At 64.2% G+C, this 5,713-nt stretch carries 1 protein-coding gene; it reads right to left on the reverse strand.

What is annotated here, in order from left to right; genetic code table 11:
- Positions 1–5,713: LysM peptidoglycan-binding domain-containing protein (locus MOV80_RS23130; protein ID WP_249605545.1), on the reverse strand; the 5,713-nt coding region annotated here is incomplete at both ends.

Below are 5,713 nucleotides of genomic sequence, written 5' to 3' on the forward strand. Positions count from 1 at the left end.
CCCCATCGCCATCGCCACACCCTGGCTGACGATGGAACCCACCGCGCCGGCAATGCCTGCCGCCGCCAGTGCGCCCAGGCTCGCGCCTGCGCTACCCAAAACAGCAAGACCAGAGGCCATCAACCCGCTCCCTGCTGCTGCGAGCCCCGGCGCCAGGATCGGGGCCAACGCTCCGGCTGTTACCACCACCGCCACCACGGCGACAATGGCAACAAAGATGGAGCCGAAACCACCGCAGCCTCCACCACCACCGCCATCCTGCGGCGGCGGCGGCGGCGGATCCGGCAGCGTCGGCGTCACATCCCCTATCGCCTCGCCCGGGTTGTACACCCGGTAGGTGCCGCTGTTGTTGTGCACATTCGTGACTTTGTTCGGCACTTTCAGCACTTGACCCGCTACCAACGCCTCGCTGCCGCTCAGGCTGTTGGCGTCCGCCAGCAAATACCACATCGCCTGATCGCCCCACAGCGACGCCGCCAGGCTTTGCAGGGTGTCCCCCGCCTTCACCGTGACGAAGCCCGGCGTCTGCCCCGGGTAGTTCGGCCCGATCGGTTCGTAGTTCTGGTCAAAGTCGGCACTGTTCACCGGCTGGCCTTCGCGGTACTGGTCTTTGCGGTTGCCAATCTGGCTTTGCGCCAAGGCCTGCGCGTAATCGACCCGGCTGGCGCCGTCATTGCCCACCGAGCCGATCTGCTTGCCGTCCAGGAAGTAGTAGTCCTGCCGCTTGTAGGTGCTGCCTTTGGCGATTTCCTCGCGCTTGAGCACCAGACCCTGGGCGTTGTTGACGTAGCGGAGGCTGCGCTGGCCCACTTCGTCGCGCGCTTCGGCCAGGTGGCCGTTGACGTTGTAACTGAGATGGGAGTAGCCCTTTTCCCAGCCCGGCGCATCCTTGTTGTACGGCTGGGCGGTGATGGTGCTCTGCTTGGCCTCGTCCCACCATTCGTAGCCGTAGTAGCTGGTGGTGGTGGTGCCGCTGCTGCTCTGCGCGCTGCTGGCCAGGGTGCCGTCCGCCATCAGGGTGTAGGTGGTGGTGGCGCCGTCCCGGGTTTGCTGCAGCAGCTTGTGGTCGGCGTCGTAACGGGACTGGGTCTGGCTGCTGACGCCGCCGTCGCCGTTCCAGCGGTATTCACGGTAAGCGGTGGCGCGTCCCAGCAGGTCGTTGTCGCGCTGGGCCGCCAGCTTGCCGTTGATGCGGGTGCTCTCCAAATAGCCGTCGGCGCTGTAGCTGTAAGTTTCGACGTTGCCGTTGGCGGCATAGGTGGCCTGCACCCGTTCGCCGGCGGCGTTGTACAGCAGGTCGACGCCGTCGCCGCCTTGCGGGCCGCGGCCGATCTGGCCGTTGACCAGGCTGCCCTTGGTGGTGACGAAGCGGTTCATGCTGTCGTAGCGGTACCAGTAGTCCTGGGTCCGCTGCTGGCCGTTGACGCCGTCGTGGTAGACGCTGTTGACGTTGAGGCGGTTGCCGACGGCGTCGTAGCGGTAAGTGATCAGGAACTTGGGATCCTTGATCTGGGTGACCCGGCCCAGCGCGTCGTACTGGATATCGGCGTACTGGTAGAACTCGCGGCTCTGGCTGTTGAGACTGGTATAGCCTTCGAAGGTCTTGTTGCCGTCCTGGTCGTACTCGTACAGGGTGTAGCTGTCCAGCGCGTGGTCGGACAGGCTCTTCAGATAGCCGTTGCCGTAGTACTGGTAAGTGATGTGCTGGCCGGTGCTGCCGCTTTGTTCGGCCACCTGGCCGGCGTAGTTGTAGCGGTAGCTGAAGCGGTGGTTGCCCAGGTCGACGTGGGCCACTTTATGGCCGAACAGGCTGACGTCGTCGGTCTGGCTGCGGCCGTTGGCGTCGGTCTTGACGCTGCGCCAGCCGCCAACGACGATGCCGCCGGCGCCGGCGATGGCGGCGTCCCACTGGTAGCGGTAAGCCACCCGACGCCCGGCGGCGCTGACGGTGGCCAGCACTCGGCCCAGGCTGTCGTACTGGGTGGTGTCGGCCAGGCTGTCCTTGCCGTCGCTGGTGCTGCGGTGGGCGATGCGCTGGCCGGCGCTGTCGTAGTCGTATTCGTCGACGCCGCGGCGGCCGTCGGCGCGCGCGGCGCGGTCCTGGCGGATCAGCTGGTTGTTGGCGTTGTAGCGGTAGTCGCTGCGGCGGCCGATTTCGTCGACGCTGACACGCAGATTGCCGAACACGTCGTAGCCCAGCTGCTTGACGCCGCCGTCGGCGTGGATCTCGCCGCCGCTCTTGCCCTGGCCCCGTTCGCCGCCGGCCAGCCAGCTTTGGCGGTTGAGCTGGCCGTTGGCGTCGACGGTGGCCACCAGATTGCCCAGCGCGTCGTAGCGGTACTGGGTGCGCGGCGCCCGCTGGACGCTGCTGCCGTCGGCCAGGGTGATTGCGGTCTCTGGGTCCTGCTTGGCCAGCAATTGGCCGAAGGCGCTGTACTCGAAGGTGGTGACGTTGCCGCGGCCGTCGGTTTCGCTGCTCACTTCGCCGAAGGCGTTGTACTGCTGGCGGCGGATGATGTTGTGCTCGCTCTGGCTGGTGCCGGTGATCACCCAGTTGAGGCGGGCGCTGTCGACGCCGCTGTGGCGGCGCAGATAGCCGCTGACGTCCAGCGCCGCGCCGTCGGAGCCGGTCAGCAGCGCGCCTTGAGCGTCGGCCAGCTGGTAGCGGTACTCGTAGTCGCCGGCGGCCAATGCGTCGGCGTTCAAGGCAAACTGCCCCTGGCCGTTGCGGCTCAGCGCCGCCTGGGTCCAGCCGCCCTGGCTGCCCTTGCTCCGATAAGACAGCAACAGTTGGGCGGCCTGGGTCTGCGGCGGGTTGAAGCTGACCAGCAACGGCAGCGTCAGGCCCTGGGCGTTGACGCTGACGGCGCCGCCGCCCAGCGTCAGTTGACCGCCGGCGCGGTTGAGCATCAGGCCCTTGGCGTCGAACAGCTGATATTCGAACTCATACACCGTCGGTACGCTCAGGCCCTTGGCCAGCGCGCTGCTGTCCCAGTCCCATTCGCCGTTGGCGGCGCGGCTCAGCGGCGCTTCGGCCCAGGCGCCGCCAGCGGTGCGATAGCGGATCAGGCCGCGAGTGGCCGCCGCCGGCTGATTGCCGCCGATGTGGACGACTTGCGGCTGGTCGCGCCAGGCGACGGGCTGGGTGACGGAAGCCGCTTCACCAGGACGGAAGGACCCGACTACCGCGCCCAGCGACTTGCCGTTGGCGTCGAGGCGATCGAGTTCGTACTCCCAGCTCTGGCCGGCGGCCAGGCCGTACTGAGCGGGGTTGAACTGGAACCAGCCCTTGACGCCGGTAGCGGCCAACACCTGGCTAGCGCCCCACTCGCCGCCAGGAGTACGGAAGCGCAGCCGCGAGGACACCGCGGCTTCGCCGAGATTGGTCAGATTGACCCAGCCGGTGTTGTACATGAAGGCGCTGTCGACGGCGGCCTCGCTTTGGGTGATCGTCGGCGCGCTGTCGTTGAGGTTCATCGTGCCCTGGCGGGTGTTGAGCACCTTGCCAGCGGCGTCCATGGCGACATAGCGGAACTCGTAATGACCGCGCGCCATGCCGGACCAGTCGAGGGCGAACCACCCATCCACATCCCGGCCATTACTCTGCATGCGTGGCACTTCGACATACTGCCAGCCAGCATTACTACCCGCCGGGCGGGTATATAGATACATCCGCGTAGCGGCGGTAGGTTGGGCTTGGAAATGGAGTTTTTGGGTATTTTCATAGAAACCAGACCACTTCACACCCCAGTTTCCAAAATTGCCCCAACTTCCCTGATTAGCTATAGCATACTCCCCAGTCAGAAACCGGGAATCGAGATCAATGAAAGCAGGTTCATTTATATGAAAAAGGGTTGCAACCTTCTTATCAGCATTCAACGAAGAAACTAAAACCTCACCAGTCTCCCCCATTTTATAAACATCAACTGAAAACAAATATGCATTATGAAAAAAATCTCTAATATATAATGGACCACCAATAGGATACTGAGAAGAGATAGGCTCACTACTTCGAATGACCTCCCCCGTATCTATCTTAGTAACACTTCCTTTTGAAGACACTATCTTCATCGGCACAACAAATTCAAATGTCCCTTTCCCATCAGAAAAAACATCACCCGCGTAGCCTGCCTTACTTTCAAAACGCTCGTCAGAATAATCAAGCTTTAACTCCCAGTCTGTTTTTACACGGATTCGAAACTTCCCCCCTCCTATCTCTGACAGAGCATTTGGCAGCGTTAAAGAAAGAACAACTCCTTTTGCGCATAAATCCCCATTTATGTTTTCTACCCCATAATATTTTATTGAGTTAATTGTTATATTGTTTTTTTGACCAATTGCAGCCCTCCCCCCCACCAGCGGATTCTTCTCCACCGCCACGCCCGGCGCCTTCGAAGCCCCCGCGCTCACCACCCCGCCGCTGCCCTCCTGCGGCACCGCGCTCACCCAACGCTCCGCCTGCACCAAGGCCTGGTCGCGCGCGTTCACCATCTTCGGCTGGTAGGTCGCTACTCGCTGGTTGCGGCCATCGTACTCGCTCACCGTCAGTCGCAAGCCGCTGTCCGGCCGGTTGATCGCCGCCAGAATCTGATCCCGGCTCAGTTGCCTCAGGTCCACGCTCTCCGATTCGATCTGCAGCGTGGCGTTGCCGCTGGCGTCGTACAAATAAGCCCGCGTCACTCCGCCTTCGTTGCGGCGGAACACTCGGCCGGCGCCGTCGTAGTCGGCGAACTCCTGCCACGCCCCCTGGCCGTCGGCGCTGGTGCGTTTGCCGGCAATCTCGCCATAGGCGTTGTAGCGGGTTTCGAAGCGCATGCCGGTGCTCTGGTCGCGCTTTTCGGTCTGGCGGCCGGCCGCGTCGTAGCGGTAGCCGGTGATGTCGTTCACTTCGCTGCCGTCGGCCTGGCGTCGCGCCCGCTGGGTTCGGGTCAGGTGGCCGGCGGCGTCGTAGTCGTAGCGGATGGCGTTGCCCATCGCGTCGCTCTGGCTCAGCAAGCGGCCGCCGACGCCGTATTGGTAGCGCACGATTTGGTCGTCGGCTTCGCTGGCCTCGTCCAGTCCGCGGCGAATCTGACGGCTGAGTTGGTCCAGACCGTTGTATTCGCTGTCGCTGGTCGGCCGCACGCTGCGGCCTTCGTAGTCGGTGTAGGCGGCGTCCTGACGTCGGGTTTCCCGGCCCTGCGCGTCGTAGCGCCAGTCGGTGACCTGGCCGGCGGCGTCGGTTTTTTGGGTCACCTTGCCCAGCGCGTTGTACTGGTAGCGGGTGGTGGCGGTGACCGCGGTCTGGCTTTGGCCGTCGGCGCTGGCCACCTGGAGTTTGAGGGTGCGTTCGACGCTGATCCGCCCCATCCGGTCGTAGTCGGTTTCCCGCACGCGGTCGTCGACATGGGGTTGGAGTTGCTGGCGCACGCTGTCCAGTTCGTCGCCACCGGCGATGGCGCTGGCGTAGCGGGTTTCGCGGATGGCCCGGCCGCCAGCGTCGTAGTCCCAGGCGGTGGCGTAGCCGGCGGCGTCGATGCTCAGCAGTTTGTGGCCGGCGCGGTCGTAGTAGTGGCGGCTGCGACCGCCGCGGGCGTCGGTGGTTTCGATCAGGTTGCCGTTGGCGTCGTAGCGCTGGCGGCTGACCAAGTCTTGGGTCGCCACCGTGTACTGGCCGCTGGCGGCGTCGCGCTGGCCGACGGTTTGCGCCGGCAGCCGGGTTTCGATCAGGCGG

This window comes from Chromobacterium sp. IRSSSOUMB001 (genome assembly GCF_023507765.1).
In the GTDB taxonomy this organism is placed as follows: domain Bacteria; phylum Pseudomonadota; class Gammaproteobacteria; order Burkholderiales; family Chromobacteriaceae; genus Chromobacterium; species Chromobacterium haemolyticum.